The organism is Murinocardiopsis flavida (assembly GCF_003014485.1).
GTDB lineage: Bacteria > Actinomycetota > Actinomycetes > Streptosporangiales > Streptosporangiaceae > Murinocardiopsis > Murinocardiopsis flavida.
The window spans coordinates 107,415-133,520 of sequence record NZ_PYGA01000007.1; the positions used below are offsets into that span (position 1 = coordinate 107,415).

Genomic DNA, 26,106 nt, shown 5'->3' on the forward strand with positions numbered 1-26,106 from the left:
CGACCGACCTAGGACCATAGCCATTCCCTATGGAAATCTGATATTTGTTAATGCGAACTCTGTGGCACGAGAAGCTCCGGGGACCATCATTGCGGATCCGTGTCAGAAAAACGGCGCCGGTTACACCGCGTGACTATCCCGATTCAATGCGACTACAGGGCTCACTCGGTTGCATAAATCGAATATCAGTCAGTCGCGGAGGTACCACATGGAATTTGACGACAAGATCGCTGCACTTTCCGCGAAGTTGCAGAACCAGCGTCATGGAATACAGACCGAGGAAGCCACCAAGAACGCCTTCATCATGCCGTTCATCTCAACGATCCTCGGTTACGACATATTCGATCCACACGAGGTGGTACCCGAGTTCACCGCCGACGTGGGCGTAAAAAAGGGCGAAAAGATCGACTATGCGATCATGCGCGACGGCGAGGTTCAGATCCTCATCGAATGCAAGAAGTCGAGCGAGCCGCTCAGGATCGAGCACGCCTCACAACTCTATCGATACTTCGCTGTAACGAACGCGCGGATCGCCGTACTCACCAACGGCGGCACCTACCAGTTCTACACAGATCTCGATGCGCAGAACAGAATGGATGAAAAGCCGTTCCTGGTCTTCGACTTCAATGACATTGACTACTCGCTGCTGCCGGAACTGCGCAAGCTGACGAAGGAAACCTTCGACCTTGAATCGATCATCAGTGCGGCAGGCGAACTGAAGTACATCGGCGAGATCAAGCGCACGCTTGCAGCACAGTTCAGGGAGCCCGACGATGAGTGGATAAGGTTCTTCACGAACCGTGTCTACGAGGGTTCGTTCACCAGGAAGGTGCGCGAGCAGTTCACACCGCTCGTCAAGAAGGCAGCCTCCCAATACGTGAACGACCAGGTGAACGATCGACTGAAGACTGCACTGGGCTCAAGTTTCCCCGAGACCGGTGCGGAGCCCGTCGGCAGCGATGAAGTCGCCGTGGAGGACCTGGACCGCGACACAAAGATCGAGACCACCCTCGAAGAGCTAGAGGGGTACCAGATCGTCAAGGCGATCGCCTGTAGTGAAGTGAAACCTCAGCGGATCGCCCATCGCGACTCCAAGTCATATTTCGCCATCCTGCTGGACGATAACAACCGGAAGACGATCGCGCGGCTGCATTTCAATGGGAAGTCAAAGAAGTATCTCGGTATCTTCGATGCCAAGAAGAACGAGAATCGCCATCTTATCGAATCCCTCGATGACATCTACCTCCACACCGAAGCCATCCGCGAGGCGGTACGAAACCACCTGACCTAGCACGAGCGCGACGAATCGCAGGGCATGGGTTCACGGCTGGGACGGGCACCATGGGGCACGGGGGTGGGTGGAGACTGGTGGGACTCCCCGGGGCGCGGGGTGCCCTGCTCGTGGGGGTGCCCCGGGGCGCCGCGGGGGGCTCAGCCGCGGGCGGCGAACGGGCGCGCCTCGCGGAAGCGCGTGATCACGGCTCCGGCGCTCACCGCGAGGACCACCAGTACCGCGGCGGTGTAGAACGAGTCGGGCGTGGTCCAGTCCCCGTTGAAGTCCGTCAGGAAGGCGGGGTTGAAGAACTCCTGCCGGTACAGGACCCACGCCAGCGGCAGCGCGAACAGCGCCTCGGCCGCCGCGTACCAGGCGGCCCGCTGCACGGTCCAGCCGCGCGCGGCGACCCGGACCAGTTCGAGGACCACGACACCGGCCAGCCCGGCGAGGATCGGCCAGATCCAGCCCGACCACAGGCCCGGGTCGAGCACCTGGAGCCGGTCGCCGCCCGCGCCGCCGGCACGGTAGGGCGCCGCGGTGTGCTGCCAGACGATCAGCCCGATCAGCAGCGCGTTGCCGATCGCGGCGGCGCAGGCCCCCACCCCGCCTCTGTCGGACGGCCGGTGTTCGGGCAGGTCGTCGGGGCTCCATGGACTGGCGCGGCGCTCCGGAGCCGCGCTCCCCTGGGCCCGCTCGACCAGGGCGAACACCACGGTGAGCCAGGCGACCATCTGGGCGCCGACGGTGATCACCGTGCCGATGCCGGTGCCGATGACCGTGCCCAGGCCGGCGCCGTCGATGACGTCGAGTACCACGGCCACGGCGGTCACCACCGGGAGCACGGCCGTCAGCAGGAGGACCAGGACCCGGATGTAGGTGGGGTAGAGGTCGGGGCCGATCAGCACGGTCGGCCGGTCCGCGTAGCGCGCGGCGAGCAGGGCGGGGTCGCCCATCTCGGTGAGCACGTCGCGCTCTGCCTCGTCAGTGGCGGCCGGTTCGCGGGCCTCGACGGTGTCGGCGATCGTCCCGCGCAGCTCCGCGGCGACGTCGTCGCGCTGACCGGCCGGGATGCGGCGGACGACCTCGTGCACGTAGCGCTCGGTCAGTGTGGTCGTGCTCATCGGTTCTCCTGGGTCAGTCGCGCGATCGAGTCGACGAGGTCCTGCCACTCGCGCACCAGGCCGGTGCGCACCCGGGAGCCTTCGGGGCTGACCCGGTAGAACTTCCGCGGGCGGGACTCCTCGGTGTTCCATTCGCTGCTGAGCAGCCCTTGCTTCTCCAGGCGGCGCAGCAGCGGGTAGAGGGTGTTGCCGTCGACGGCGACACCGGCGTCGTTGAGGGTTTCGAGCAGCGCGTAGCCGTACTGCGGCCGCTCCAGCAGCGCCAGGCAGGCGAGGACGACCGTGCCGCGGCGCAACTCCTGGGTCTGGCTGAGGATCACTTCTGCCATACTCACGCGCCACACAATACTGTGTGACACACACTAATGTCCAACGCCCCATTCGGTACGGGCGGACCCGACCTTCGTCAGGGGCAGGCGGGCACCTTCGGTCCATGTGCCGCCCCTGGCCGGGCTCCTAGCTTTGTCCCGGTCGGTGCACAGGCGCCGCGGCGACGAAGTGAGGACGGCACATGGGCGACAGCAGCAGAGACCGCAATCACCGGGGCGGCACGAGGCGTTCGGCGATGGCGGGAGCGGTGGGCGCGGCGGCGTTCCTCGCCGCGGCGGCGTGGGCCGCACCGGCGAACGCGATCATCGGGGGCACCGACGCCACCGAGGAGTACCCGTTCATGGTCAGCCTGAGCGACGACAAGGGCGTGCACTACTGCGGCGGCGCGCTCATCGACAAGGAATGGCTGGTGACGGCCGGGCACTGCACCGCGGGCGACGCCGAGCAGATCACGGCGCGGGTCGGCAGCGCCGACAACACCTCGGGCGGCAGCGAGAGGGGCATCGCGCAGATCGTCACGCACCCCGACTACACCGCCGACCCCGAGAACCTGCGCTCCGACATCGCGCTGATTCGGCTGGACGCGCCGGTCGAGGAGCGCCCGATCGGGATCGCCGCCGAGTCCGGCGCCCCCGGGTCCACCGCCCGCATCATGGGTTGGGGAATGACCTGCGAGGACGGGAGCGAATGCCCGAACCCGCCGCAGATTTTGCAAGAGCTGGACACCGAGATCGCCGCCGATGACCGGTGCACGGGAATCGACGGTGCGGGCGACATCTGCTCCGAGCACCCCACGCGCGAGGCGCAGAGTTGCAGCAACGACTCCGGCGGCCCCATGGTCCAGGGCGGCCCGGGACGGTGGGAGCTGGTCGGGGCGACCAGCCGCGACGGCGACGCCGAGACCGACCCGAGTTGCGTCGGCCCCGGCGTCTGGACCGACGTCCCTGCGCACGCGGACTGGATCCGGGCCACGGTCGGCGCCTGAGCACCCCGGCGGGGGCGGCCGCCCCCGCGGCGGCCCTCAGGCGCCCCCGTCGGTGGGCAGGCCCCAGAACGGGCCGCGCAGGCCGGCGTCCGCGAAGTAGGCGGCGGCCGAGGCGGGTTCGCGGCGGACGTAGCCGCGGTCCAGGCGCCCCGCGTACCAGCCGCGGGCGAGCCGCCACAGGGTCGCCAGGTCCATGACGTAGCCGCGCGTGCCGCCGTCGCGCGCCACCAGGGCGGCCACGCAGCCGGTCGAGCAGAACAGGCGCTGGTTGGCGCAGGTGCGCACGACGTCCGGCCACGCGTCGGCGACCGGTGTGCGGAAATGCGCGACCCCCTCCCCCGCCGGCGGCGCCGCGCGGCCGACCGTCCAGGCGAGCGCCGCGCCGCAGCCGGGGCAGGCGGTGGCGACGAGGACCTCGGGCTCGGCGGGGACCAGGTGCGGGATGGCGAAGGAGTCCCATGCGCAGCCGCCCCACCACAGGGTCCGCGCACCCATGACGGAGAACCCGAGCGGGATCGCGGAGAACGGGTGCGCCATGAGGATGCGGTCGCCGTCGTGCGGGTCGAGCACGACGTCCCTTGACGCGTGCAGCCGCCGGAACTCCTGCCGGACCTCCGCCGGGGTGCGTCCCACGTCGGTGGCGAGCTCCGCGGGCCGGGGCGCCCGGCCGTCGCTCGCGAACCGCGTGTAGACGGCCAGCCGGACCTGCTCGGTCCGGTCGGCGGCCGACTGCGCCGAGCCGTTGTCTGCCATCGTCTGTCCTCTGCCGGAGATCGGGTGGGGTCGGCGTCCAGGATGGGGCGCGGCGCCCACCGCTGTCTTGAACGCGGGCGCGGGGCGCGGCCGGGTCAGCTCCGGGGCGGCGGGGCGAGGGACCCGGCCAGGCGGACCGCCGTCGGCAGAGTCCTGCTGGCCGGCCGCGGCGTGCCGGGCTCCGCGTCGATGGTCGCGGCCAGTGCCGACACCGCCCGCTCCCCCAGTTCGGCGACCGGCACGCGGACCGCCGCCAGCGGGGTGCCGGGCAGGTCGGCGAAGGCCATGTCGTCGGCCGCGGCGACGCTGATGTCCTCGGGCACGCGCACGCCGCGCCGGCTCAGTTCGAAGACCAGGCCGAGCAGCACCGCGCTGTTGTAGGCGAGGGCCGCGGTGCAGCCGGACGCGCGGACCGCGTCGGCGGCGGCCGCGCCTTCGGTGAACTCCGGCCGCATCGGCCCGAAGACCTGGATGCGCAGGTCCGGCCGTGTCGCGTGGTCGGCGAGGGTCTGCCTGCGGCGCCGGTCCATCCAGGACCCGGGCGGGCCGGCGAGGTAGGCGACGTCGGTGTGGCCGAGTTCGACCAGGCGGTCGTGGATGCGGCCCAGCCCGCCGGGGGTGTCGACGGTGTAGGACGTGAGGCCGCCGACCTTGCGGTTGACGACGACGACGGGCCTGCGCTCGTTGACCCGCTTCAGTTCGTCGGCCGTACCCACGGGCATGAGCAGGACGAAGCCGTCGACCTGGCCTTCGAGCTCGCTGAGGGCGGCGGCCTCGCGTTCGGCCGAGCCGTCGGTGACGGCGATGATGAGCCACCGGCCGGTCTCCTTCGCCATGGCCTGGGCGCCGGCGATGGTGCCCGCGTAGAAGGGGTTGTCCAGGCCGGGGACGAGCATGGCCAGGAACCCGGTGCGCCCGGTGGTGAGGGCGCGGGCCGCGGGGTTGGCGCGGAAGCCGACCCGCTCCGCCGCGGCGCGTACGCGCTCCAGTGTGCGGGGCGAGACCATGTCGGGCCGGGTCATGGCCCTGGACACCGTCGAGGCGGAGACCCCTGCGAGCCGCGCCACGTCCTCAAGCCCTGCCATTGCGGCTCCCTTGCCTCGTCCCCGCACCGCCGTACCGCTCCCGCCTGGCGGGGCGCGCGATCACAGGCTACGATGCTGCAAGCGCTTGCAGAAGCGCTTGCAGCCATCCCCCCTGTTCGTAAGCCATGCAATCCGCGTTCCGGCACGCTCGGGCGCCGACCTTCCGGGGGTGGACGTGACCCGCCGCGTCACAATGCGCGTACTGCTGCTCCCCGGGCTGGCCGTGCTGCTGTTCGCGTTCCTCTACCCGGTCGTGGTCACGCTCGCGGCGCCGCCCGACGGGGACCCGGCGACCGTCGCACGCGAGACCGGGGCCCTGCTCAGCGACCCCCACCTGCTGCCGGTCATCGCCAGGAGCATCCGCGTGGCGGTCCTGACCACGCTGATCTGCCTGCTCCTCGGCTTCCCCACCGCCTACCTCATCTCCAGGGCGCCCGCCCGATGGGCCGGCAAGCTGCTGGCGCTGGCGATCTTCCCGCTGATGCTCAACACCGTCGTGCGCACCTACGGCTGGATCGTCGTCCTCGGCGGCAACGGCGTGGTCAGCACGGTGTCGCAGGCCCTCGGCCTCGGCAAGGTCCAGCTGCTCTACACCGAGACCGCGATCGTGCTCGGCCTGGTGCAGCTGTTCCTGCCGCTGATGATCCTGTCCAGCTACTCCAGCCTGTCGCAGCAGGACCCCCGGCTGGAGGACGCGGCGCGCGGACTCGGCGCCGCACCCGGCCGGGTGTTCCGCCAGGTCGTCTTCCCGCTCGCACTGCCGGGCGCGCTGGTGGGCTGCACCCTGGTGTTCGCCGGTGCGGTCACGGCGTTCACCACGCCGCAACTCCTCGGCGGCCCGCGCGAGCGCATCCTGTCCACCCTGCTCTACAGCAGGGTCAACGTGAGCCTCGACTGGCCCTCGGCCAGCGCCGTGGCCCTGGTCATGACGGTGCTGGTGCTCGCGGTAGCGGCGCTGTCGGGCCGGCTGAGCAAGCGGGGAAGCACCACCTCATGATCCTGAAACGTCCGCTGCTGTCGCTGCTGTGCGCGATCGCGTTCGTCATCATGCTCGGCCCCGTGGTGATCCTGCTGGGGGTGGCATTCACCGCGGGCAGCACGCTGACCTTCCCGCCCGAAGGGCTGTCCCTGCGGTGGTTCGCCGCCGCGGCGGCGTACCGGCCCTTCACCGACGCCCTGGTCACCAGCCTCGTCATCGGCGCGGTCGCCACCCTCGCCGCGCTGGCGCTCGGCGTGCCCGCCACGCTGGCACTGCAACGGGGATCCGTTCCGGGGCGCGCCCTGGTCGAGAACCTGTTCATGACCCCGATCATCGTTCCGGAACTCGTCCTCGGGCTGGCGCTGTTCCAGCAGCTCATGGTGGGTCTGCACATCACGGCGCTGGGTACGCTGATCATCGGCCACACCGTCCTGCTGCTGCCCTACACGGTCCGGGTCGTCGGCGCGTCGCTGGCGCTCGCCGATCCGAAGCTGGAGGAGGCCGCCCGCGGCCTGGGCGCCGGTCCGGTCCGCACCTTCTTCACGGTCACACTGCCCGTCATGCGTCCCGGGATCGTCTCGGCCACGATCCTGGCGTTCATCACCTCGCTCAACAACGTCCCGCTGTCACTGCTGCTGACCGGCCCCGGCGTGGCGACACTGCCGGTCGAGATGCTCAACTACGTGCAGTCCTCATTCGACCCGGTGGTCGCCGCCGTCAGCGTCGTGCTGCTCGCCCTCAGCGTGGGCGTCGCCCTGCTCACCGAGCGCCTCGTCGGATTCAACAAGGTCTTCGGCCGTTAGCGGCCGGGTTCAAGGAGGCACCGAGATATGACACCTGTAGTCCGGCTCGACGGCGTGGGGCGGCGCTTCGGCGGCGCGAAGAACGGTGTCGCCGCGGTCGACGGCCTCGACCTGAGCGTCGAGCGCGGCAGCTTCACGACGCTCCTCGGCCCGAGCGGGTGCGGCAAGACGACGACCCTGCGCATGATCGCCGGATTCATCCGGCCGACGTCAGGGCGCATCCTGCTGGAGGGCGCGGACGCCACGGCGACGCCGCCCGAGCGCCGCAACATCGGCATGGTGTTCCAGTCCTACGCCCTGTTCCCGCACATGTCGCTCACCGACAACGTCGCCTTCGGGCTGCGCGCCCGCAGGCTCGGCGCCGCCGAGGTGCAACGGCGCGCGGGCGAGGCGCTGGAGCTGGTGGGGCTGTCCCACGCCGCCGGGCGCAAACCCGGCGAGCTGTCGGGCGGCCAGCAGCAGCGTGTCGCGCTGGCGCGCGCCGTCGCCATCGAACCGTCGGTGCTGCTGCTGGACGAGCCGCTGTCCAACCTCGACGCCCGGCTGCGCGTGCAGATGCGCCAGGAGCTCCTCCGGGTGCAGCGCGAAACCGGGGTGACCGCCGTCCTGGTCACCCACGACCAGGACGAGGCGCTCCAGTTGTCCGACACCATGGTGATCCTCAACGAGGGGCGGCTGGAGCAGGAGGGCGATCCGCGCGAGGTGTTCCCCGCCCCGGCCAACCGCTTCGTCGCCGAGTTCCTCGGCTACGAGAACTTCCTCGACGTCCCCGGCACCGGCCCGGTGACGATCCGGCCCGAGCACGTCGTGCTGTCCCCGGCGGGGGACGCCGCGGGCGGGCCCGACGGGGCCGAACTCGCCGGGACGGTCACGGACGTCACCTACCAGGGCAGCCACTGCCTGGTCGGCGCGGCCGTCGGTGCCGACCGCGTGACCTCCGTGCACCCCGGGGACGACTTCCGGCCGGGCGACGCCGTGCGGGTCGTGCTGCCCCGGCACCGCCTGGTGGTGCTGGCGGAGACCGCCCCGGCGGGTGCGCGGTGAGGCGGGCCGCCGCCGCGGCGGCCGGGGCCCTCGCCGTCACCATGGCGCTGACCTCGTGCGCCGCTACCCGCGAGAACGACACCGACACCCTGGTGGTGAGCACCTTCGCCTTCGCGACCGAGGACTTCATGCGGGTCATCGGGGAACCGTTCGAGGAGGCCACCGGGATCAAGGTGGTGCTGGACACCGGCACCAACGCCACCCGGCTGACCAAGCTCCGGATCAACAAGGACCGGCCGGACACCGACCTGGTGCTCATCTCCGACTTCTACGCCCAGATCGGCAAGGACATGGGCCTGTTCGAGAAGGTGGGCCCGGCCGAGGTCCCCGCTGTCGAAGACATCGCCCCGTGGGCGGTCGACCCCGACGGCTACGGCCCCGCCTACACCTTCCAGCTCCTCGGGCTGATGTACCGCACCGACATGGTCGAGCGGCCGCCCGAGTCGTGGGACGCCCTGTACGGGTCGGCGGTCCCCGGCGGGTACGCGCTGCCCGACATCGCGGTCTCGGCCGGGCCCATGCTGGTCGAGGCGACCGCCGAGACCTACGGTTCGGGCCCCGCCGACACCGACGCCGGGTTCGAGCGGCTCGCTGCGGCCGGTCCCGGCGCGATGCAGTTCTACACCCAGACCACCGAGCTCACCAGCCTGCTGGAGCGGGGCGAGGTCGCGATGGCGCCCGGCCTGGACAACTTCGCGATGGACGCCGTGGAGTCCGGCCGGCCCATCGGCTTCGCTGTGCCCGACGAGGGGCGGGTGATGACCGCCAACACCGCCCAGATCGTGTCCGGCGCGCCGAACCGGGCCGGTGCCGCGAAGTTCATCGACTTCATGCTCGACCCGCAGGTCCAGTCCGAGGTGGCCGAGGTCATCTACGACAAGCCGGTCCACCCCGACGCCGAGGTCACCGAGCTGATGACCGAGGTCGCCGGGGACTCGGCCGTCGACCCGACCGGGAACGGCTACCACCAAGGCGACCTGGAGCGCCTCGCCGACGAGCGCACGGCCTGGCTCGACCGCTTCGTGGAGGAGGTCGCCTCGTGAGCACGCCGGTCCTCATCGACTGCGACCCCGGCGTCGACGACGCCATCGCGCTGCTGTACGCACTGGCGTCCCCGGAACTGGACGTCCGCGGCGTGACGACGGTCGCGGGCAACACCTCCCTCACCCACGCCACCCGCAACGCCGCCCGGGTGCTCGACCTCGCCGCCGCCCGCGCCGACCTGCCCTTCGTCGCGGGGCTGGCCGGCCCTGTCGCGCGGCCCGAGCGCATCCCCGACGAGCCGATCCACGGCGCGGGCGGCCTCGGCGGGCTCGACCTCCCCGACTCGGGCCGGGCCGCGGCCGAGGGCGCACCGGAATGGCTCGCCGCGCAGGCGCTCGCCGCGCCCGGCGCGCTGACCCTGGTCGCGCTGGGCCCGCTGTCGAACGTCGCGGCGATGCTCGCCCACCGCCCCGAGGCGGGGGCGGCGCTGCGCGAGATCGTGGTCATGGGCGGCGCCGCCCACTGCCAGGGCAACATCACGCCCGCCGCCGAGTTCAACTTCTTCGCCGACCCCGAGGCCGCCCGCACCGTCCTGGAATCGGGGCTGCCGGTGCGGATCGTCGGGCTCGACGTCACGCGCGCCGCCCTGGTCCCGCTGGAGGAGGCCGACCGGCTCGCCGCGCTGCCGGGCGCCGCTGCCGCCGCCGCGGGGACGCTGCTGCGCGGGTTCGCCTTGCGCTACGGCGAACGCTTCGGCGTCGCCGCGGCGCCGGTGCACGACGCGCTCGCCGTCACCGCGGTCGCCGACCCGGGGCTGCTCGACTACGAGAGCGGGTCCGCGACGGTCGAGTGCGACGGCGCGGTCACCCGCGGCGCCCTGGTGGCCGACCTGCGCCGGCCGGAGCGCACGCGCGCGGTGCGCGTCGCCCTCGGGGTCGACGCCGCCCGCTTCACCCGCCTGCTCGCCGACCGCCTCGCCGGGTACGGCGCCGCCCCGCGGCCGCCGGCCGGCACATGACGACCGAGGAACCCGACGTGCCCTTCTCCGACCCCGTCGACCTGCTCATCCGCAACGGCAGTGTGCTGTCGGTGCAGACCGGGGAGGTCTGGGCCGCCGACGTCGCCGTCGCCGCCGACACCATCCGGGCCGTGCTGCCCCCCGGCACACCGGTCGAGGCCGCCGAGGTGCTCGACGCGACCGGGCTCATCGTCGCGCCCGGGTACATCGACGCGCACATGCACATCGAGAGCTCGCTGCTCGCGCCGCGCGAGTTCGCGCGCATCACCCTGCCGCGGGGCACCACCACCGTGCTGGCCGACGCCCACGAGATCGTCAACGTCGCCGGGCGCGCCGCCCAGGCGTGGATGATCGAGCAGGGGCGCGGCACGGCGCAGACGATGCGCTGGGCCGTCCCCTCGTGCGTCCCCGCGCTCGCCGGGTTCGAGACCGCCGGTGCGGAACTGAGCGCCGAGGACATCGACGCGATGCTCGGCTGGGACGGCGTGACCACGCTCGGCGAGGTCATGGACTACCGAGCGGTCGTCTCCGGCGACCCGCGGATGCGCGGCATCGTCGCGGCCGCCCGCGCCCGCGGTGTCCGCCTCGACGGCCACTGCCCCAACCTCTCCGGCCGCGACCTGAACGAGTACCTGTGGGCGGGGATCGACTCCGACCACTGCAAGAACACCGCCGAGGTCGCCGTGGAGAAGGCGCGGCTGGGCATGCTGCTGATGCTCCAGGAGAAGTGCCTGACCCCCGAGGTCGTCGACGCGCTGCTCGCCCTGCCGCACCTGCCGGACCTGTGTCTGGTCACCGACGACGTCGCCGCCGACGCCATCCTCGAATCCGGGCACCTCGACCGCGTCGGCCATGTCGCCCTCGACCGCGGGATGGCGCCGATCGACGTGCTGCGGGCGCTGACGGTGCACCCCGCGCACCGGCTCGGCCTGCACGACCGCGGGGTGGTGAGCCCTGGTAAGCGCGCCGACCTGGTACTGCTGCGCTCCCTCACGGACCTCACCCCCGCTGCGGTGATCGCCGGGGGCGCTGTGCACGGCCGCGGCGGGCGGCCCGTGGACGCGGCGCCGGCCGCGCCCACCGGAAACCCCTTCGCGGACACCGTGCACCTGGGGCCGCGCGGGGCGGACGACCTGCTGTGGCGGGTGGACCTGCCCGACGGCGAGCACGTCTTCCGCGCACTGCGCGTCAACGAGGTCGACACCTACACCGAACCGGCCGAGGTCGTGCTGCCGGTCCGCGATGGCGTCGTCGATTGGGAGGGGCGCACCGCCGTCGTCGCCGTGCTGGAGCGCCACACCGGCCGCGCCACGATGTCGGCGGCGCCGGTGGTCGGCCACGACCTGGGCGCGGGGGCCTACGCCGGGACCTACGCCCACGACAGCCACAACCTCACCGCCATCGCGACCGACGGCGCGGCGCTGCTGACGGCCGTGAACGCGGTCATCGGGGCCGGCGGCGGCATGTGCGCAGCGATCGGCGGCGCCGACCCCGTCCTGCTGCCGCTGCCGATCGGCGGCGTGATGTCGGAGCGGTCCGCCGACGAGGTCGCCCGGGACGGCGCGGCGCTCCGCGCGGCGCTGCGCGCCTGGGGATGGCGCAACCGCAACGTGTTCATGAGCGTGTCGACGCTCACGCTCGCGGTGTCGCCCCAGGTCAAGATCACCGATCGGGGCCTGGTCCGGGTCGTCGAGCGTGCGTGGGAGCCGCCGACACTGGGCTGAGGGGCGGCGCAGGAATTCGCCGGAGCGCACTGTTCGCCGACTGGAAGCCGCCATAAGCTGGTCGAGTGACGGAACTCGGCGGCGCCGAACCGGCCCGCGGAAACCCCCAGCCCGTGGAACTCGACCTCGGCGACGGCCGCAGCATCTTCGTGGTCGCCCACACCGACCACGGATTGCGCGAGGTCGCCGCCACGCGGTTCTCGGCCGAGGACTTCGTCGCCTCCCTCGGCGAGTTCGCCCAGCTCGTGTCGGGTGCCGTCAAGGCCGCGTCGCCGGATCGCGTGAAACTGGAATTCGGCGCCCAGGTGAAGATCGCCGCCGGAAAGGCGACCGCCATGCTCGTCGACCTCGACGGCCGGTGCGATCTCAAGGTGACACTGGACTGGGGAGCGGCCGATGGCGGCTGACCCTCCCCCACCCGAATCGGCCTCCGTTGAGTTCCTCGTCCGGTCCGCCACAGTGCGGGTCGCCCCGCTCTTCGACAACCCCGGGACGCGCTCCCCGCACGGGACCGCGTTCTTCGTCACCCGGAACCGGCTGTTCACCTGTTCCCACGTCCTGGCCGGAGCGTCGCGCGCCCGGCTCGCACTCGGCGACGGCAGCACGCTGACGGCCCGCGTCGAGTCGGTCTTCGCCAACGGCAGGGAGGTGTTCCCCGACCTGCCGACCCGGTTCCCCGACCTCGCGGTCCTCACCGTGGACGGCTACGAGCGCAGCACATGGGCGATGCTGTCCACGGGACCCGTCTCGCCCGAGAACGCCCTGCACACCACGGGGTTCCCTACCGTTGGCGGATCGTCCCGGAACCCCATCCCGACGGCGTTCAAGGCCGCCGGCCGCGCCGGCCCGGACGACGCCTCCTACCTCAAGGGCCAGGGGGGCGGCATCGGTCCGGGCAACAGCGGCGGCCCCGTCTACGGCGCCTCACAGCAGAATCCGATGCCGGTGGTCGGGTGGATGGTCGCGACGAACGGGACCGACCACTACCTCGTGCCATGGGCTTCGCTCGACGCCGCGACACGCGCACACCCCGTCCTGAAGGCCGTGGCCGCGGAGAACCCGCCCAGCGGCGACGAGCACCGGCTGTGGACGACCGCCCTGTTCCCATCACCCCTGCCCGACCGGCTGCGCAGCCACGAACGGCTGATCGACCGGCTTGCGCGCAGGTTCGGCGAGATGTCCGCAAGCGACAGCGACCTCCACGCGGCACCGGACATCCCCGCACGGCTGCTCACACGGGCCCGGAAGACGCTGACCGGCAGCAGCGAATCCGTGCTCGCGGTCAACGACTTCTCCGGGTTCTGGCCGTCGTACGCGTTCATCGCGTTCACCACCAAGGGGATGCGCTACCACACGCGCTCCCTGGCGATGGAGGAATCCGTGTTCGTCCCCTACGCGTCGATGCGGACGAACCTGCTCGACGTGTCACACGAGACCCGGTTCGTCGCCCAAGGCCAGGCGAGCTACACCGAGGACCGCGTCCACCTTTCGGGGCGCGGTCCCGCCAAGGGCCTGATGACCGGCCGCAGCAGTGGGTGGGCCGTCACCTCCCTCATCAAGAGGGTCCAGGGCGAGGTCGACGAGGTCCTCGGGTAGTCCCGCGCCGCCGTGCGGCGGCGCGGGGCGGGGGTCACGGGCGGACGGCGCCCTTGAACTGGCCGTCCCAGTAGGCCGCGAGGTCGACGACCTCGACCGTCTTCCCGCTGCTCGGCGCATGCACCATCTTGCCGTTGCCGGCGTAGAGGCCGTTGTGCCCGATGTCATCGAAGAAGAACATGATGTCGCCCGGCTGGAGCTCGCCCCGGGACACCTTGTTCGGCATCTCGTACTGGGCGTAGGTCGTCCGCGGGATGGACACCCCCGCGGCCTTCCAGGCCGCCTGGGTCAGCCCCGAGCAGTCGTAGCCGTTGGGACCGGTCCCGCCCCAGACGTAGGGGGTGCCGACCTTGCCGTAGGCGAAGTCCAGCGCCGTGCGCGCGTTGCCGGAGGCCGATCCGTTGTAGGAGGCCCCGTTCCCGCTCGACTGCCCCTGCCCGGCGGAGGAACCGCCGTTCCCGCCGAGGCCGGCGAGGACCTCCTCCTGCTCGTCCAGCTTCCGCTGGACCTTCTCCTTGTCCTTCTTCAGGGCCTTGCGGTCCTTGTCCGCCTTCTTCTGCTTGTCCTCGGCCTCCTTCTTGAGCTTGATCAGCCGCTCGTTGGAACCGGTGAACTCGTCGAGCTGCGTCTTCTGGTTCTTCGACAGGTAGTCGATGTCCGCGTTGCGGTCGAGCAGGTCCTCGGGCTTGTCGATGGTGAGGGCCGATGAGGGGGCGTCGAGGTCGCTGTTGCGGTAGCTCGCGCTGGCGAACCCCGCGACCGTCTTGCGCAGCCGCTCGTACCGGTCCTCCTCCTCTCCGACCTGGTCGTCGAGGTCGGAGACCCGCTTGTCGGCGACCTTGAGGTCCTCTTTCGCCTGGTTGTAGTCCTGGACGATGGCGCTGGACTGCTTGGTCAGCTTGTCCACGCGCTTCTCGACGTCGGCGCGCGACGGCTCGGGCTCCGCGTTGGCGGTGCCGACCGGCAGGACCAGGCCGGTCGCGGCGGCCAGGCCGAGTCCGGCGGTGATCCGCCGGCGCATGGGTGAACGGGTGTTCTCGGTCACGGGAAACTGCACTCCTCAATGGCGAGGTGATCCGGGAAAAGGGCGGCCGTTGTCCGGCGCAGGCGACACGGGCGCACGCCCGCCCGCAGCGGGGGCAGGCGGTACGCGGCGCGGGTGGGGCGCGGCCGGGAGCGGTGTCGGCGACCGCGGCGGGACCGCGGCGCTGATCGGGCGCGGCCCGCGGGCGGGCCGGCGGATCACGGACGCGTCAGAACCGGTCGCGCTGTGTCACTGCGCGGGAAGGGCCGGTCTAGACCCGGCTGATGCAGAGGGTCACCAGCAGCGGGGCCGCGCCGTGGCGCCGCGGCCCGTACCGCAGGAACGGGCTCCGGATCCGCGGCTCGGCGCGGGCCAGCCACAGCCCGCCCGCGACGAGCACGCCCGCCAGGGCGGGCAGGAACAGCGCAGGCGGGGCCGCGCGCTGCTCGGCCGCCGCACCGCTGGAGTCGCACTCGTGCGCGGTGCCGTGGCCGTGCGCCGCCGGGGCGGCGGACGCGGTGGACGCCGTGGCCGCGGCGGGCTCGGCCGCGGTCGAGGCGTGGCTGCCATCGGCGAGGCAGAGGGAGCACAGCAGGTACATGCAGACCGCGACGAGCAGCAGCACGCCCCTGATCAGGGGGCGCCGCAGGACGGAGGCGGTGTGCTCGGACACGTTCGGAAGGGTACACAATGCGGCGGCCGTTCCGGTTGGTCCGCGTTCCGTCCCAGTTCAGTGGTGCCGGACGACCTGTGGGCATTGGGTACAGTTCAGCCGTGGTACGAATGGCGACGAGGAGGCGGCGGTCCGAAGCGCGGATCGTCGTCTCGATGCTGTTCATCGCCCAGTTCGTGTGCTCGCTCTGCTTCGGCGCCCCCGCGACGGCGGCGGCCGACGAGCCCGCCGCGCCGGCCACTGCCGCTCCGGCGGCGGCCGCCGACACCGCCGACCGCGACGACCGCGACGACGACAGCGCGGCGGCGCACGCGTGCCAGGCCGGTTCCGGTGTCGGCGTCGACAACCGCGCCCCCGCCGCGTCCGTCATCGCACTGCTCGGGTTCGCGACGGTGTTCACCGTCCTGGTGTGGGCGGTCCGCACCCCCATCGCCCCGTGGCGCGGCCGGCGCCCGCCCCCGCCCGCGCGCACCTGGACCCGGCTGCGCACCGCCCTGTGCGTGCAACGCGTCTAGCAGGCCGTAGAGCGAGCCCCGCGCGCCGCTGAGGCGCGCCCGCCGCGGCCCGCCGGTCCGCGCGCCCGCGCCGTCCCGGTGCCCGGCCCGCCTCCGGCGCGCCCGCGACCGCCGTCCCCTTGCCCGCGCCACGTCCGCCCGCACCCGGCCGTGGCCGCCTCTGAACGACCGCACGGAGAGACCATGCCCGACACCGCCCATGCCCCCTCCGCCCGGCGGGCCGCCGCCCGCCTGGCCGCGCTCGCGGCCCTCGCCACCGTTGTGGCCTGCTCCGACCCCGACGCCGGCACGTCGAACTCGGAGGAGACCGCCGCCCCGGCCGAACCCGCCGCCAAGGTCCGCATCACCCCCGAGGACGGCGCCACGAAGGTCCGCCCCGACCTGCCCGTCGTCGTCAAGGCCGACGACGGTGCCACGCTCACCGACGTCGCCGTCGACATCGGCGGGCGGAAGGACGCGGGCGCCGACGAGATGACCGGCAGCTTCACCAAGGACAAGACCGAGTGGCGGAGCGACTGGACCCTGCACCCCGGCTCCGATGTGACCGTCACCGCCACGGCAACGACACCCGACGACGAGGAGACCGAGGTCGTCAGCGAGTTCGCCACGCGCGAAGCCACCAAGGGCAGGCGCCTTGAGCTGAAGTCCAACTTCCCCTCCAGCGGGGACACCGTCGGCGTGGGCATGCCCGTCATCGTGAACTTCGACCTCCCCGTGGAGAACAAGGAGCGGGTCGAGTCGGCGATGGAGGTGACATCGGAGCAGCCGGCCGAAGGCGCGTGGAACTGGTTCGGCGACAAGACCGCGGTGTTCCGGCCCAAGGAGTACTGGGAGCCGAACCAGAAGGTCACCGTCGACATGCGCCTCGCGGGCGTCCCCGCCGCCAAGGGCGCCTACGGCACCAAGAACCACCAGCTGTCGTTCGAGGTCGGCCGCTCCCAGATCAGCACCATCGACAGCGATACCAAGCGCATGACCGTCGAGCGCGACGGCGAACAGGTCAAGGACTTCCCCACCAGCATCGGCAAGGCCAGCACCCGCGCCTACACGACGACCAGCGGCACCCACCTCACGATGGAGAAGTACGACAGGCTCACCATGGACTCGGCCACGGTGGGCGTGCCCAAGGGCCACCCCGACTACTACAAGCTGGAGGTCGACTACGCGGTCCGCTTCTCCAACAGCGGTGAGTTCACCCACGCCGCCCCGTGGAACGGCAGCCTCGGCCAGGCGAACCTGACCCACGGCTGCCCCAACCTCGCCGTCGCCGACGCCAAGTGGTTCTACGACAACTCGGTGATGGGCGACCCCCTGATCGTGGAGAACACCGACCGCGAACTGGAGGTCGACAACGGGTGGGGCTACTGGCAGCGCTCCTGGGACGAGTGGCTGAATGAGAGCGCCACCGGCGAGGCCGACGACACCTCGAAGGCGGGGACGCCGGGCTCGCCGCACGGCGGGTGACGCGCACGCCGCGGGCCCGGCCGGGCCCGCGGCGCCCCGCACCACTCCCCCGTCACGCACGCGCTCGCCGGGGCGCGGCGGCAGGGCGCCCAGCGTGGCTCCCCGACCGGCGCGCCGACCTGCGCGAAGATCGGTGGGCAGGGCCCGACCACCGTCCCTCGGGAGCGCCACGATGCAGCACGCACACGAACCGGGCGCCGCCCCCGGCGACATCGGCCGCCGGGTGGCCCGGCGCCGCGCCGAGCTCGGCCTGTCGCGCGAGGAGGTCGCCGCGCACGCCGGGATGGCGGCGGGCTACGTCGCCTACGTCGAGGAGCACCCGCCGCTGCTCAGCCGGTGGTCGCTGAACCGGCTCGCCGACGCCCTGCGGACCTCGCCGGAGCACCTCCTCGGCGCCGACTCCGAGGTGCCGCCCGGCACCGCGTCGACGGCCGTCCCTGCGCCCGAGCTGCGGACGCTGAGCACGGCGGAGTGCCAGGCGCTCATCGCGCCCGGCGGCGTGGGGCGGATCGCCTTCACCGTCCCCGGCGGCCCGGCGCCCACGGTGCTGCCCGTGAACTACGCGGTCGCCGACGCCGCGATCGTGTTCCGCACGTCCGCCTGCGGCGTCATCGCCACGCATCTCCCCGATGCCGCGTCATTCCAGGTCGACCGGCTCGACGGCGCCATGAGCGAGGGGTGGAGCGTGCTCGTCAGCGGGCGCGCCGAGCGCGTCGGCGCCGGGGACGGGCCGCCCGCGGTCCCGGTCCGCTCCTGGGCCGGAGCGGACCGGGACACCGTTGTCCGGGTCGTGCCCGTCACCATCAGCGGCCGCCGCATCACCGCCCGCGGGGCACCCGACGGCGGCCCTGCCGCCTGACGGGTGCCCGGAGCGCCGCGCCTCAGGTCGCGGCGGACTCCGACCGGCTGCGCTCGTCGGCGCCGGGCCGCATCCGGCCGAAGACCAGCAGTCCGAGCAGGAGCGTGACCGCGAGCAGGGCCGTCGACGCCAGCAGGAGCACGTTCGGGCCGTACTGGAGGATCAGCGGGATCTGGATCGCGGTGATCAGCCCGCCGCCGAAGAACGGCTGGACCGCGAGCTGCTTGTAGCCGAACGCCTCGAACGCCGGGGTCTTCAGGCCGGGGTCGGCGATGCGCATCAGCAGGAGGCCGGTGGCGCTGGTGCCGAGCGTCTGCCCCAAGTTGCCGATACCCCGCTCGAACCAGTAGGACGGCAGCATCCGCGGCCCGAGCAGCAGGAACGAACCGACGCACCAGATCAGGCCCGCGACGGCCAGGATCAGGAACGGGACGATGTTCGTGGCGAGGACCGACAGGGAGAGCGAACCGAGGGCGGCGATGATGAGGACCTCCAGCGTGAAGCCCTGGATCCGCAGGGTCGTCTCCTGGTCGACGAGGTCCCGCGGCGAGACCCGGTCGAGGACGAACCGGAGCGCGATGCCGCCGATCATCGCGAGGGGGAACAGCGGGATGTAGGCGAACAGCTCGACGGAGTCGATCCAGACCGCCCGCTCCAGCGCGCGGAGCCCCGACAGCATCCCCTGGCCGATGAGGATCGCGATCCCGATGAACAGCACGTGCAGCAGGAACGGCGCGATCGACGCCCGCGGCACCCGCCACATGGCGCCAAGGCCGCCCTGTCCGCCCTCGACCCGCCCCATCTGCTGGTTCACGTGCCGCGTGCCGCCGACGTAGAGCTCGGCGGTCTCGCCCTTGCGCACACCCCAGTTGATGAGGGCGATGCCGATGATGATCGAGGACACCAGGCCGAAGGTCGCCATGCCCACGGCGAGGTCGTGGCCCTCGGCGAAGCCGGCGCGGGCGAAGGTGTCGCCGAGCCCCGCGGCGGTGCCGTGCCCGCCTTCGAAGCCGACCTCGATCAGCACCCCGCTCATCGCGGGCAGCTGGAACACGGGGCCCAGGACCAGGATCGCCAGCAGGAGGCCCACCACGTACTGCCCGGCGCACTGCATGAACCCGAAGGTCACCTGCGGGCCGGCGATCCGGGCGGCGTCGGCGATCCGGGGCAGCCGGCGGCCGAGGAACAGCCCGGCGAACACGACGGTGATCAGCAGTTCGGGCAGCAGCCGCCACACGGCGACGACGTCCGCCCCGAACAGGCCGTTGCCGAGCATCCCCGCACCCAGGAGCGGCGCGATCCGGCCGAGCACGTCCGGACCGAGGAGCAGCGCGATGCAGCCGCCGATGATCGAACTCGGCACGAACAGTCTTCGCGGCAGGCGCCACCGCACCCAGATGAGCTTGGCTGTGACCAGCAGTATCCCGAGGAGGACAAGGGCGAGCGCCGTGAACAGGGCGAACATGCGAAACCTCACTGGTGGTTGCCTGGTAGGCGGGCCTGCGCTGCGTACTGCTCCGCACCGCCTCGGCCGCCGTTCCCCGGCGGAGCTACGGGGTCATGCGGGCGCGCACGGGGCAGGGGGCGTGTCGGTGCATCGCTGTGCCGGTGCCGCGGGCTCCGCCGCGGCACCAGGGCGCTGATCGCCGCGGTGGCCGCGGCGGGCGCCGGATCGAGGACGGCACGAGGGCTCGCGCCGCGGAACGGGACCAGGGAAGGACATCGCGGAACCGGTCGTGCGCCCCGTGTCCTTCCGGCGCTTGTCGAGCATGGGCTGTTCCCTATTGGCCGAGACGTCCCGCGCCGCGCCATTCGCCGAGGGGCGGTGAATGGCATGCGGTGCGGAGCGCGGGTGGTCGGGGTATTCCACCGGCCATGTTCCTTGGCGCGTGCCCGATGATCCTGGCATATGTCCCGGGTCCACCGGTTTTTCGCATAGGACGCTTAACGGGACTGGTGCAGCGCTGTTACACGACCGATTCGGGGCCGCCGCGGCCTCGGCGCCGACCGGTTTTTCGCAATTGAAGAGGTGGGATGAAAAACGTCGGACGAATGACGGATCGGCGCGTTTTCCGCGCGCATTCTCCGGGCGCGGCCGCGCGGTGCCCGCGGAACCGCGAATTCCACCGCGGCAACGGAATTCCCCCGCGACCTCCGCGCGTACGGGAATCCCCGCACCCGACCATTCCCACCCCCGCGCACCACCCGCCCGGAGCGGACGTTACGCACCCGCCGTTGACGTCCCGGCGGTGGATGCAGTGGAGTGAATGCGGTTCCGGATCCCCTGGGAAGGCCCGATGCACGAGCGCCAGCAGAACGCCGCGCACGGCGACGTGAGCGGTCAGGTCGTCCAGGTCGGCGAGGTCCACGGCGGGATCCACCTCCACGGCCGCGGGCGCGACGGCACATTGGCGGACGTCTCCCTCGACGCACCGCGGTCGGGCACGCCGATCCGCGGCCGCGACGCGCTGCTCGCGGAGCTGACCGGCGCACTGGACCGCCCCGACGGGCTCGTCCGCGTCCTGCACGGGCTGGGCGGATGCGGCAAGACCGCCGCGGCCCAGTCGGTCGCCGACCACGCCGCGGAACACGGGATCGCGGTGTTCTGGATCCGGCCGGAAGCGGCTCTCGACGCCATGCTGCGGGTCGCGGTCGAACTCGGCGCCTCCTTTGCGGAGGCCGAGCGGTCGAAGGCGACACCGACCGCGGCGCAACGGTGGGTGTGGCGCCATCTGCACGCCGCGCCGCACCCGTGGCTGCTCGTCTTCGACAACGTCGACGAGCCGGTGGAGTTCTGCGGCGGGCGGCGACCCGGTGACGGCGACGCGTGGATCCGCGGCAGCCGCGCTGGACTCACGATGGCGACCACCCGCGTCGGCCGACCGGAGCTCTGGCGTCCGGCGCTGCTGCTGGAGGTCGGGCCGCTGGACGAGCGCGACAGCGTCCGGGTCCTGTCCGACCACGCCGGCGGCCCCGATCCCGACGACCTGCCCGACGCGGTGCGGGAGGCCGCGCGCCGGGTCGGCGGCATCCCGCTGGCGCTGCGCCTCATCGGCGGCGTCCTCCAGGAGTACCGCACCGGGTCCTCCCGCTACGAGGACGTCCTGGCGGTACTCGGCCGCTCCCTGCGTGAACTGGACGCACTGGCGGCCCCCGTCCTCGCCGCCCGCGGCGACGGGCGACGACCCGAACGACGGATGCTCGGCGGGGTGTGGGCACTCTCGCTCGACCTGCTCCGGCCCGAGATCCCGCAGGCGCCCGCGCTGCTCCAGGTGCTGTCGTTCCTCGGCGCCGACGGCGTGGAGGTGCCCTGGGGGCGGCTGCCGCATTCGGCCCTTCGGGGCGGCATCGTCGACACCGGCCCCGAGGAGCTGACCGGCTGGTCACTCGACCGCGCGGTCAACGGCCTGCGCGCCCACGGCCTCCTCGACGTCCGCGAGTCGGCCGGGGTGGCGACCGTGGCACTGCACCCCCTGGTCGCCGAGGTCACCAGGGAGCGCCTCGGCGCCGACGGGCTCGCTGTCGCCGCAGCGGTGCACGCGCTGGTCTCCCACCCCGGTGGTGACGACCTCGCCGTGGAGCAGGCCGCCTACCGCGGCGTATGCGCGGTCCGCGAGCGCGAGCTCGGCGCCGCCCATCCGCTGACGCTGGACGCGCGGTTCGGGCTGGCGTTCAGCACGCTGGAGCGCCGCTCCCTCGACGAGGCCGATACCCGCTTCCGCGCCCTGCTGCGGGACTGGGCACGGGCGCAGGGCCCGGAGCACCCCGGTGTGCTGCTCATCCGGCACGAACTGGGCCGGATCGCGATCCAGCGCCGCGACTGGGCCGAGGCCGAAGCGCAGTACCGCGCCGTCGAGGCCATGGAGGAGTCCGGCGTCCTCGGCTGGCACCTGTGGACGGGGCGCCACGGCCGCGCTCTCATCGCCTTCGAGCAGGGCGACCTCGCGGCGGCCGAGCGGCAGCTCCGCGAGGTCGTGCGGCTCCGGGAGCACGCGCGCGGGCCGCGCGACATCGGCACCATGATCTCCCGGCACGAACTGGGCCGGGTGTCGCTGGCCCGCGGCAACGCCGAGGAGGCCGAGGAGTCGTTCCGCACTGTCGCGGAGGTCCTCGACGACGTTCTCGGTCCTCTGCACCCGCAGACCCTCGCCTCGCGGTACGAACGGGCCCGGGCCGCCGCCGAGCGCGGCGCGGCCGACCGCGCGGCAGCGGAGTTCGCCGCCGTCGCACAGGCCCAGCGGCAGGTGCTCGGCGCCGACCACCCGGGCACGCGCAGGACCCGCGAGGCGCTCCAGGAGCTGCGGCGGCCTCGGCCGGAATGACATCGGGCCCGCGGGCGGGCGCGGTCGATCGAGTGAGGCGGCGGGGCCGTCCTACCGCGGGGTGTCGGGGCGGGTGGGGGCGCCGGGTTTGGGGAGGACGGCGCTGAGGTCCGGCGCGAAGGCCGCCGCCACCCGGTCGCCGGGGGCGGGCGGCGGGTGGTCCAGCGGCACCTTGGCGAGCAGCGGCGCCGCGCCTTCGAGTGCCACGGTCCAGTGGCCCGGACCCGGGGCGACCTGCGCCACGCGCATGGGGATTCCCGGCCCGTCGGCCGGTGCGAGGCGCACGCCGTTGCCGAAGACCGCGGCCGTCGCGGGGCCGGCGGGGCCGTGCCGGGTGAGCCCCGACGGGGCACCGCCGACGGTGACGGCGCCGTCGGCCTCGACGTAGGCGTCGACGAGGTTGTCGTAGCCGACCAGCGCGGCGACGCTCGCGTCGACCGGGCGCCGGGTGAGGACCTCGGGTGGCCCGATCTGGTGGACGCGCCCGTCGAGGAGCGCCATCACCTGGTCCGCGAGGAGCATCGCCTCCTCCGGGCGGTGGGAGACGTGCACGACCGTCGTCGCGCGGCCGGCCAGCGCCCGGCCGAGGTCGGCGAGGAACGCCGTCCGCGACTGGGCGTCGAGACCGGCCGCCGGCTCGTCGAGCAGCAGCACGTCGGGGTCGACGGCGAGGGCGCGCGCGAGGCTGACCCGTTGCTGCTCGCCGCCCGACAGGGCGGTCGCGGGGCGGTCGGCGAGGTGCGCGACGCGCAGCCGCTCCAGCGCGGCGGCGGCGACGGCGCCGCGGCGGCCCTTCGGCATCTTCCGCCAGCGCAACGGCAGCTCGACGTTGCGCAGCACGCTCGTTGACAGCAGGGCCGGCCGCTGCGTCACGTACGCCACGCGCCGCCGCAGCGCCACCCCGCCGTCGCGGGGGCTGATCCCGTCGATCGTGATCCTGCCCTGCCGGGGCGGCTCGACGGCGGCGACGAGCCGCAGCAGCGTCGTCTTGCCCGCGCCGTTGGGGCCGAGGACGCACAGCCGGGCGCCGTCGGCGACGTCGACGGCGCCCACGTCGAGCACGACGCGGCCGCCGCGGACGTGCCGCAGGCCGCGGACGCTCAGTTCCGCTCCCATGCCGCCCCCGTCCGCTGCACCGAGACGAGCAGGCCGTTGATGGCGAACGCCAGCGCCAGCAGGATCGCGCCGTAGCCGATCGCGACGCCGAACTCGCCGCGGCCGACGCTCTCGACGATGGCGGTCGTCATGAGCTGGGTGTGACCGTGGATGTTGCCGCCGACGATGGTCGCGGCGCCGACCTCGGAGACCGCGGTGCCGAAGCCCGCCATTGCGGCGGCGAGCAGCGACATGCGCGCTTCGAGCCACAGGCGCAGCACCAGCTGCACCCGGTTCGCCCCCAGCAGGCGCAGCTGTTCGGGCAGCTCGGGGGGGAGCATGCGGATGGCGGCCATGGTGATCGCCGCGATCAGCGGCGTGGCGATCACCGTCTGGGCGATGATCATCCCCCGCACGGTGTAGATCAGTCCGAGGCCGCCGAGGGGGCCGGTGCGCCACAGCAGCAGCGCGATGGCGAGGCCGGCGACGACCGTGGGGATCGCCATGCCGGTGTTGACGGCGGCGATCAGGATCCGCCGCCCGCCCACACGCGTGAGGGCCAGCGCGGTGCCCAGCGTGATGCCGATGAGCGACGCTATGGCGGTCGCGGTCAGCGACACCAGCGCCGATCGCGCCAGGACCTCGGTGAAGTCCGGTGCCATCAGTTCTTCGCGTCGGGGAAGAACAGCGGTTCGCCGTGCTCCTCGACGCCGAACTCCGCGATGTCCTGCTGCACGTCGGCACCGCGGATCCAGGCGGCGAACTCCTCGGCGCAGCCGGTGTTCGCCGCCTTCTCCGCCACGATCACGTGGTACTCGTTGTACAGCGCCTTCGTGCCCTCGAAGGCGATCTCGGACGCCAGGTTGCCGGTGGCGAGGTAGGTACCGCGGTCGGCCAGGGTGTACGCCTCCTTCTGGTTCGCGACCGTCAGGGTCTCGCCCATGCCCTGACCGGTCTCGACGTACCAGGACCCGCCAGGGTCGACGCCCGCCTGCTCCCACAGGGTGAGTTCCTTGGCGTGGGTGCCGGAGTCGTCGGCGCGCGAGGCGAACGGGGTCTTGCTCCGCGCGATCTTCTTCAGGGCCGCGGCTGCGTCGTCCTCGCCGCCGAGACCGGCGGGGTCGTCGGGCGGGCCGACGATGACGAAGTCGTTGTGCATGACCGCCTCACGGCTGGACCCGTGGCCGTCGGCCATGAACCGCTCTTCGTCCTCCGGCGAATGGACGAGCAGCGCGTCGGCCTCGCCCTTCTCGCCCATGGCCATGGCCTGCCCGGAGCCGACGGCGACCGGCTTCACGACGCAGTCGCCGCTCTTCTCGAACATCGGCACGAGTTCGTCGAGCAGCCCCGAGTTCTGGGTGCTGGTCGTGGTCGCGAGCACCATGGTGCCGTCGGCGCCGCCGGTCGCGCCCTCGGCCCCGCCGCCCCCGCATCCGGTGGCGGCTGCCACGGCCGCAGCGGCGGCGAGCGCGCCGAATACCGTCCTCAGACGCGTCCCGTGGATCATGCGGCCTCCCTGAGGTCGCCGGCGCGGCTGAGGTCGTAGCCCGCCATGGCGGACAGCCGGTGCCGGAAGGATGGGGTGGTGAGGACGTCGATGAGCGGGGCGATGGCGCCCAGGGACTCCGCGCCGACGGCGAGTTCGAAGTCCTCCCACTCGACCGGCACGAAGCCGGCGCCGACGGCATCGGCCGCCGCGCGGACGGCGAGCCCGGCGTCGGCGGCACCGGTGGTGACGGCGACGGCGACTCCGAGGTGCGATTCGCACAGTTCGCCGCCCGGCCCCGGTTCGGCGCCCGCCTCGCGCAGCAGCCGGCTCAGCAGCAGCCGCGACCCGGTGCCCGGGGCGCGGGTGGCGAGGGCGGCGCCGTGCAGGTCGGCGATTCCCGTGATGCCGCGCGGGTTGCCCTGCGGCACGACGATCCCCTGTTCGCGGCTCCACAGGTGGACCAGCGTCGCGGGGCGGCCGCCGAGGACGCGCCGCGCGAACGGGTCGTTGGCGCGGCCCGTGCCGACGTCGCGGAGGTGGACCGCTGCGGCGTCGACGGCCCCCTGGGCGAGCATGCCGAGCCCCGCGACACTGCCGCGCCCGGCGGGGGCGCGTTCGACGGCCGGCCCCACGAGGGTCAGCAGCAGATCGAGCGCGGGGTCGTCGCTGCCGGACAGGCGGGCGGCCCCGTCGCCCCCGGTGCGGGCCGCCATGGCGACGGCGCGCTCGGGCGCCTCGGCCGTGACGACGGCGTGCGCGCGCGGCGAGCCCTCGATCAGCCCGGCCTCGCGCAGGACGCTGTGCGCCCGCGCGGCCGTGCCGGGCGAGCAGCCCGCCGCCCGCGCGAGTTCGCGGACGGCGGGAACGGGATCGCCGGGTCCGAGGCGCCCGGCGATCATGTCGGCCGCGACGGCTGCGGCGATCTCCTCGGCTTTCTGTACCTTCTGTATCACTTATACAGTATACA

25 protein-coding genes are annotated in these 26,106 nt (G+C 72.7%); 14 read left to right on the forward strand and 11 right to left on the reverse strand.

The features are described 5' to 3' along the window. The first annotated feature begins 208 nt into the window (after positions 1–208). Positions 209–1,291, forward strand: a complete 1,083-nt coding sequence (locus CLV63_RS11950) for a type I restriction endonuclease (RefSeq protein WP_106583049.1) — start codon at positions 209–211, stop codon at positions 1,289–1,291. Positions 1,292–1,431: 140 nt separating this feature from the next. Here CLV63_RS11950 and CLV63_RS11955 read toward each other — a convergent pair whose 3' ends face one another. Further along, entirely contained in the window at positions 1,432–2,397 is a 966-nt protein-coding gene (locus tag CLV63_RS11955) for an HAAS signaling domain-containing protein (RefSeq protein ID WP_106583050.1), read from the reverse strand. Continuing rightward, positions 2,394–2,726 (reverse strand): PadR family transcriptional regulator, encoded by a 333-nt coding sequence (locus CLV63_RS11960; protein ID WP_106583051.1) that lies wholly within the window; start codon positions 2,724–2,726, stop codon positions 2,394–2,396. Before CLV63_RS11960 ends, CLV63_RS11955 begins: the two co-directional genes overlap by 4 nt. A gap of 236 nt (positions 2,727–2,962) precedes the next feature. Between CLV63_RS11960 and CLV63_RS11965 the strand changes: the two genes are divergently transcribed. Beyond that, the gene (locus tag CLV63_RS11965; protein ID WP_106583052.1) at positions 2,963–3,712 is read left to right on the forward strand and encodes a S1 family peptidase; all 750 of its coding nucleotides are present in this window, start codon (positions 2,963–2,965) and stop codon (positions 3,710–3,712) included. 36 nt (positions 3,713–3,748) lie between these two features. On the opposite strand, the gene merB is transcribed toward CLV63_RS11965, so the two are convergent. Both merB and CLV63_RS11975 read right to left on the reverse strand, forming a co-directional pair. Then, positions 3,749–4,465, reverse strand: coding sequence for an organomercurial lyase (gene merB, locus CLV63_RS11970; protein WP_106583053.1), 717 nt, complete (start codon positions 4,463–4,465; stop codon positions 3,749–3,751). A 95-nt stretch (positions 4,466–4,560) separates the two neighbouring features. Continuing rightward, positions 4,561–5,550, reverse strand: coding sequence for a LacI family DNA-binding transcriptional regulator (locus tag CLV63_RS11975; protein ID WP_106583054.1), 990 nt, complete (start codon positions 5,548–5,550; stop codon positions 4,561–4,563). Between the two features lie 169 nt (positions 5,551–5,719). Here CLV63_RS11975 and CLV63_RS11980 point away from each other — a divergent pair, with 169 nt between their 5' ends. The 8 genes from CLV63_RS11980 to CLV63_RS12015 all read left to right on the forward strand — a co-directional run bounded on the left by CLV63_RS11980 (position 5,720) and on the right by CLV63_RS12015 (position 13,698). Next, a complete protein-coding gene (locus CLV63_RS11980) occupies positions 5,720–6,547 on the forward strand; it encodes an ABC transporter permease (protein WP_245928749.1) in 828 nt (275 codons plus the stop codon). Next, positions 6,544–7,332 carry an ABC transporter permease gene (locus CLV63_RS11985; RefSeq protein ID WP_106583055.1) on the forward strand — a complete coding sequence of 263 codons (789 nt, stop codon included), beginning with the start codon at positions 6,544–6,546 and terminating at the stop codon, positions 7,330–7,332. The genes CLV63_RS11980 and CLV63_RS11985 overlap by 4 nt, the downstream gene beginning before the upstream one ends. Before the next feature lie 27 nt (positions 7,333–7,359). Next, entirely contained in the window at positions 7,360–8,376 is a 1,017-nt protein-coding gene (locus tag CLV63_RS11990) for an ABC transporter ATP-binding protein (protein WP_106583056.1), read from the forward strand. Further along, positions 8,373–9,419 (forward strand): ABC transporter substrate-binding protein, encoded by a 1,047-nt coding sequence (locus tag CLV63_RS11995; protein WP_245928750.1) that lies wholly within the window; start codon positions 8,373–8,375, stop codon positions 9,417–9,419. The genes CLV63_RS11990 and CLV63_RS11995 overlap by 4 nt, the downstream gene beginning before the upstream one ends. Continuing rightward, the gene (locus CLV63_RS12000; RefSeq protein WP_106583057.1) at positions 9,416–10,378 is read left to right on the forward strand and encodes a nucleoside hydrolase; all 963 of its coding nucleotides are present in this window, start codon (positions 9,416–9,418) and stop codon (positions 10,376–10,378) included. Before CLV63_RS11995 ends, CLV63_RS12000 begins: the two co-directional genes overlap by 4 nt. Then, the gene (locus CLV63_RS12005) at positions 10,375–12,102 is read left to right on the forward strand and encodes an adenine deaminase C-terminal domain-containing protein (RefSeq protein ID WP_106583058.1); all 1,728 of its coding nucleotides are present in this window, start codon (positions 10,375–10,377) and stop codon (positions 12,100–12,102) included. The genes CLV63_RS12000 and CLV63_RS12005 overlap by 4 nt, the downstream gene beginning before the upstream one ends. Positions 12,103–12,167: 65 nt before the next feature. Beyond that, positions 12,168–12,509 carry a CU044_2847 family protein gene (locus CLV63_RS12010; protein ID WP_106583059.1) on the forward strand — a complete coding sequence of 114 codons (342 nt, stop codon included), beginning with the start codon at positions 12,168–12,170 and terminating at the stop codon, positions 12,507–12,509. Beyond that, a complete protein-coding gene (locus tag CLV63_RS12015; RefSeq protein WP_106583060.1) occupies positions 12,499–13,698 on the forward strand; it encodes a trypsin-like peptidase domain-containing protein in 1,200 nt (399 codons plus the stop codon). The genes CLV63_RS12010 and CLV63_RS12015 overlap by 11 nt, the downstream gene beginning before the upstream one ends. Positions 13,699–13,732: 34 nt before the next feature. Here CLV63_RS12015 and CLV63_RS12020 read toward each other — a convergent pair whose 3' ends face one another. Next, positions 13,733–14,743, reverse strand: a complete 1,011-nt coding sequence (locus CLV63_RS12020; protein ID WP_245928751.1) for a C40 family peptidase — start codon at positions 14,741–14,743, stop codon at positions 13,733–13,735. 250 nt (positions 14,744–14,993) lie between these two features. Next, positions 14,994–15,395 carry a hypothetical protein gene (locus CLV63_RS12025; RefSeq protein ID WP_106583061.1) on the reverse strand — a complete coding sequence of 134 codons (402 nt, stop codon included), beginning with the start codon at positions 15,393–15,395 and terminating at the stop codon, positions 14,994–14,996. A 101-nt stretch (positions 15,396–15,496) separates the two neighbouring features. Between CLV63_RS12025 and CLV63_RS33190 the strand changes: the two genes are divergently transcribed. From CLV63_RS33190 to CLV63_RS12040, 3 genes are all read left to right on the forward strand, one after another. After that, positions 15,497–15,910 (forward strand): hypothetical protein, encoded by a 414-nt coding sequence (locus tag CLV63_RS33190; RefSeq protein ID WP_170134207.1) that lies wholly within the window; start codon positions 15,497–15,499, stop codon positions 15,908–15,910. Positions 15,911–16,093: 183 nt separating this feature from the next. After that, on the forward strand, positions 16,094–17,374 hold the full coding sequence (locus CLV63_RS12035) for a L,D-transpeptidase (protein ID WP_106583062.1): 1,281 nt from the start codon (positions 16,094–16,096) through the stop codon (positions 17,372–17,374). A 172-nt stretch (positions 17,375–17,546) separates the two neighbouring features. Continuing rightward, a complete protein-coding gene (locus tag CLV63_RS12040) occupies positions 17,547–18,233 on the forward strand; it encodes a helix-turn-helix domain-containing protein (RefSeq protein ID WP_106583063.1) in 687 nt (228 codons plus the stop codon). A gap of 22 nt (positions 18,234–18,255) precedes the next feature. Here CLV63_RS12040 and CLV63_RS12045 read toward each other — a convergent pair whose 3' ends face one another. After that, positions 18,256–19,698, reverse strand: a complete 1,443-nt coding sequence (locus tag CLV63_RS12045) for a sodium/glutamate symporter (RefSeq protein WP_106583064.1) — start codon at positions 19,696–19,698, stop codon at positions 18,256–18,258. 832 nt (positions 19,699–20,530) lie between these two features. On the opposite strand from CLV63_RS12045, the gene CLV63_RS12050 reads away from it, so the two are divergent. Next, positions 20,531–22,555 carry a tetratricopeptide repeat protein gene (locus CLV63_RS12050; protein WP_170134208.1) on the forward strand — a complete coding sequence of 675 codons (2,025 nt, stop codon included), beginning with the start codon at positions 20,531–20,533 and terminating at the stop codon, positions 22,553–22,555. 51 nt (positions 22,556–22,606) lie between these two features. On the opposite strand, the gene CLV63_RS12055 is transcribed toward CLV63_RS12050, so the two are convergent. The 4 genes from CLV63_RS12055 to CLV63_RS12070 are packed head-to-tail and all read right to left on the reverse strand — an operon-like array spanning position 22,607 to position 26,092. Beyond that, on the reverse strand, positions 22,607–23,671 hold the full coding sequence (locus tag CLV63_RS12055) for an ABC transporter ATP-binding protein (RefSeq protein ID WP_106583066.1): 1,065 nt from the start codon (positions 23,669–23,671) through the stop codon (positions 22,607–22,609). Next, a complete protein-coding gene (locus CLV63_RS12060; RefSeq protein ID WP_106583067.1) occupies positions 23,656–24,312 on the reverse strand; it encodes an ABC transporter permease in 657 nt (218 codons plus the stop codon). Before CLV63_RS12060 ends, CLV63_RS12055 begins: the two co-directional genes overlap by 16 nt. Continuing rightward, the gene (locus CLV63_RS12065; RefSeq protein ID WP_106583068.1) at positions 24,312–25,157 is read right to left on the reverse strand and encodes a substrate-binding domain-containing protein; all 846 of its coding nucleotides are present in this window, start codon (positions 25,155–25,157) and stop codon (positions 24,312–24,314) included. Before CLV63_RS12065 ends, CLV63_RS12060 begins: the two co-directional genes overlap by 1 nt. Further along, on the reverse strand, positions 25,154–26,092 hold the full coding sequence (locus tag CLV63_RS12070; protein WP_106583069.1) for a substrate-binding domain-containing protein: 939 nt from the start codon (positions 26,090–26,092) through the stop codon (positions 25,154–25,156). The genes CLV63_RS12065 and CLV63_RS12070 overlap by 4 nt, the downstream gene beginning before the upstream one ends. Positions 26,093–26,106 lie beyond the last annotated feature (14 nt).

Bases quoted from the DNA above. Each gene is read 5' to 3' on its own strand.
- CLV63_RS11955 (WP_106583050.1), bottom strand. From the start codon at position 2,397: ATGAGCACGACCACACTGACCGAGCGCTACGTGCACGAGGTCGTCCGC.
- CLV63_RS12005 (WP_106583058.1), top strand. From the start codon at position 10,375: ATGACGACCGAGGAACCCGACGTGCCCTTCTCCGACCCCGTCGACCTG.
- CLV63_RS11950 (WP_106583049.1), top strand. From the start codon at position 209: ATGGAATTTGACGACAAGATCGCTGCACTTTCCGCGAAGTTGCAGAAC.
- CLV63_RS11990 (WP_106583056.1), top strand. From the start codon at position 7,360: ATGACACCTGTAGTCCGGCTCGACGGCGTGGGGCGGCGCTTCGGCGGC.
- CLV63_RS12055 (WP_106583066.1), bottom strand. From the start codon at position 23,671: ATGGGAGCGGAACTGAGCGTCCGCGGCCTGCGGCACGTCCGCGGCGGC.
- CLV63_RS11960 (WP_106583051.1), bottom strand. From the start codon at position 2,726: ATGGCAGAAGTGATCCTCAGCCAGACCCAGGAGTTGCGCCGCGGCACG.
- CLV63_RS12060 (WP_106583067.1), bottom strand. From the start codon at position 24,312: ATGGCACCGGACTTCACCGAGGTCCTGGCGCGATCGGCGCTGGTGTCG.
- CLV63_RS12050 (WP_170134208.1), top strand. From the start codon at position 20,531: ATGCACGAGCGCCAGCAGAACGCCGCGCACGGCGACGTGAGCGGTCAG.
- CLV63_RS11975 (WP_106583054.1), bottom strand. From the start codon at position 5,550: ATGGCAGGGCTTGAGGACGTGGCGCGGCTCGCAGGGGTCTCCGCCTCG.
- CLV63_RS12045 (WP_106583064.1), bottom strand. From the start codon at position 19,698: ATGTTCGCCCTGTTCACGGCGCTCGCCCTTGTCCTCCTCGGGATACTG.
- CLV63_RS11965 (WP_106583052.1), top strand. From the start codon at position 2,963: ATGGCGGGAGCGGTGGGCGCGGCGGCGTTCCTCGCCGCGGCGGCGTGG.
- CLV63_RS12065 (WP_106583068.1), bottom strand. From the start codon at position 25,157: ATGATCCACGGGACGCGTCTGAGGACGGTATTCGGCGCGCTCGCCGCC.
- CLV63_RS12040 (WP_106583063.1), top strand. From the start codon at position 17,547: ATGCAGCACGCACACGAACCGGGCGCCGCCCCCGGCGACATCGGCCGC.
- merB (WP_106583053.1), bottom strand. From the start codon at position 4,465: ATGGCAGACAACGGCTCGGCGCAGTCGGCCGCCGACCGGACCGAGCAG.
- CLV63_RS11985 (WP_106583055.1), top strand. From the start codon at position 6,544: ATGATCCTGAAACGTCCGCTGCTGTCGCTGCTGTGCGCGATCGCGTTC.
- CLV63_RS12035 (WP_106583062.1), top strand. From the start codon at position 16,094: ATGCCCGACACCGCCCATGCCCCCTCCGCCCGGCGGGCCGCCGCCCGC.
- CLV63_RS12015 (WP_106583060.1), top strand. From the start codon at position 12,499: ATGGCGGCTGACCCTCCCCCACCCGAATCGGCCTCCGTTGAGTTCCTC.